This window comes from Nioella sediminis (assembly GCF_001879695.1).
Classification (GTDB): Bacteria; Pseudomonadota; Alphaproteobacteria; order Rhodobacterales; family Rhodobacteraceae; genus Nioella; species Nioella sediminis.
Map to the genome: position 1 here is coordinate 1 of NZ_MNBL01000127.1, position 2,835 is coordinate 2,835.

General features: G+C 66.2%; 2 protein-coding genes. Both read right to left on the reverse strand.

The genetic code is table 11. The annotated features are described in order from the left end of the window. A partial coding sequence (locus BKY26_RS15560) for an efflux RND transporter permease subunit (protein WP_131541898.1) occupies positions 1-1,769 on the reverse strand: 1,769 nt, incomplete at its 3' end. After that, positions 1,766-2,835 (reverse strand): efflux RND transporter periplasmic adaptor subunit (locus BKY26_RS15565; RefSeq protein ID WP_071691306.1); only part of this gene is annotated, 1,070 nt, incomplete at its 5' end. The genes BKY26_RS15565 and BKY26_RS15560, both read right to left, overlap by 4 nt.

The window sequence follows — 2,835 nt, forward strand, 5'->3', positions numbered from 1 at the left end:
CGTTGCATCTCGCGCATCATCTCAAGACTGTCGTCGCGGTTTGCCCCCTCCAGCATGGCGAAATTGCCAGAGACCGAGGATTGTTCCGGCGCGTTGAAGAACCGCCAGGTCACATCGCCCCGAATGAACACAGCGACCTGACTGGCCAGGATCAGGATCACCCCCGCCAGCACCGGGTAGCGCGCCCAGATCACCAGCCGCATCAACGGGCGGAACACCGTATCGCGGAACCAGCCGAACCCCCGGTTCACCACCCGGCTTGGCCAGTCATACCAATGCTGCTTGCCGGAATGGGCCAGCGCATGGGCCATGTGATTGGGCAGGATCAGGAAGCATTCCACAAGGCTCGCGATCAGCACCGCGATGACGGTGAAGGGAATGTCAGCGATCAACTCGCCAAACCGGCCCCCGATGGCCACCAGCCCGGCGAAGGCCAGCACCGTCGTGACCGTCGCCGAAAACACAGGCGCGGCCATGCGGCGGGCGGCGTTCTCAGCCGCCTGAACCGGGGTTTCCCCCAACCGCCGCACGCGGAAATCGGCGTGTTCGCCCACCACGATGGCGTCATCCACCACGATGCCAAGCGTGATGATCAGCGCGAAAAGCGAGATCATGTTGATCGTCAGCCCGGCGATATACATCAGCGTGATCGCCGACAGCATCGCCACGGGAATCCCCGCCGCCACCCAGAAGGCGGTGCGCGCGTTGAGGAACAGGAACAGCAGCAGCACCACCAGCCCAAGCCCCATCAGCCCGTTATCCATCAGGATATTCAGACGCCCGGTGATGGCCTCGGCGCGGGTGCGGATCAGCTGGACCTCCACACCTTCGGGCAGCGTCAATTCCATCTCGGCGGCGACCTCTTCCACCGTGCGTTGGATGCCGATGGCATCGCCCCGGTCGGACCGGTCCACGCGCACCGAGATCGCCGGGTTCTCGCCAACGAAATAGGCGCGTTCCCGGTCGATGCCTTCTTCGGTCACGGTCGCAACATCACCGATGGTCAGGGCCGACCCATCATCGTTGTAACGCAGCACGATCCCGGCAATATCCACCGCCGTGCGCCGCGCCACCCCGGTCCGCACGCGGGCATTCGCCCCGGTCACGTCGCCTGCGGGCGAGGTATCGACCTCTGCCTCGATCGCTGCAGCAATTTCGGCCATGGAAATGTCATTACGGATCAGCTCGGCAGAGGGCACCTCGACCACGATCTCGGGCGCGGCAACGCCCCGGATCGTCGTGCGCGTCACGCCCTGATCGAAAAGCCGCGCAACAAATTCATCGGCAAAGCGGCCCAACTGGTCGACACCGACGGGGCCGGAAATGACCACATCGGTCACCCGGTCACGCCAGACCCCGCGCCGGACCACCGGGTCCTCGGCATCTTCCGGCAGGGTGGACACACTATCGACCGCGACCTGCACGTCATCGGCGGCACGGCCCATGTCCCAACTGGGTTCGAACTCCAGCCTTATGCTCGCCCGACCTTCGCGGCTGGTCGCGCTGCTTTCCGTGACGCCCTCGACGGCCAGCAGCACCGGTTCCAGCACTGCTACGATGGCCTGGTCCACATCCTCGGCCCCGGCCCCGTCCCAGGTGACGGATACGCTGACATTATCGACGACCACATCGGGGAAGAATTGCGCCCGCATGCGCGGGAACACCGCCAGCCCGACGACGATCAGAACAACCAGCAGCAGGTTCGCAGCCGTCGCGTGGCGCGTGAAGTAGGAGAGGATACCCCCGGCGCTGTCGGGCAGCTGTCTCATCCGCCCATCCGGCTTTCAAGACGGTTGACCATGCGCAGCGGCACTTCATCCTCTCGCAACTGGCGCAGCATCCGTTCCTTGACGTCGGTGGGGATGAAGCCGTTGCCCTCGACGAAGGCGATCAGACGGGCGCGGCGTTCAGGGTCGAGCGCGATGGTATCGGGTTCCGCCGGGGCTTCGGCCCCATCCTGAGCAGGTCGCAGCGGATTTACCCGGATACCGGCCCCAAGCGAAGGCGAGCGGGCGCTGACCACCTCAACCCCTTCCAGATGCGGCGGGGCACGGATGATGACATTGTCGCCCTGACGGCGCAGCAGGGTCACCTGCACCTCTTCAAGACGATCTTCCTCGCCCAGAACCAGCAACCGCGATTCCGCATCCAGCGCGGTGGCGGGAAGGATGGCAACCCCTTGCAACTCGGGCTCCTGCAAGCGCACGGTCACGAAATCCCCGGCCCGAAAGCCGCGGGTTTCCAGCAGTTCGGCAAACAGCAACCGGCCCGACTGCCCTTCCTCCACCGCACCGCTTTCGCGGGTCAGGCGGGCGGGGGCGGTCACATCGACCCCCAGCACATCCAGCACCACGGTGACGTCGGCGCGAGGCAGTCGGCCGTCCTCGTCCAACAGCCGGGCATATTGCGCGGTCGAGACGCGGAACGACACCTCCAGCGCCTGCGCGTCGATCAGCGTTGCCACCTGTTCGTTGCGGTTGACCAAGCGGCCCTGAACCACGGTCACATCGGCCAGCACGCCCGCAAATTCCGCGCGCAGCTCGGTTTCCGCCAGCACCCGCTCGGCCTCGGCCAGCGCAATCCTGCGACGCTCCAGCGCGGTGCCCGCCTGATCCAGCTGCGCCTCGGCCTGCGCCAGAGCCTGACGGCGCGACAGAACCGCCTGATGGGCGCTCGCCGCCGCCAGTTCCGCCGTTTCCACGGTGGCCGCCGACCCCACGCCGCGTTCGAGCAGGTCTTGTTGCCGGATCAAAGCCCGGTCCCGCAGTTCCGCCTGCGTACGGGCGGCCTCCACATCCTCGCGCGCCAATTCTACGGCGGCCTCCGCCTCGGCCA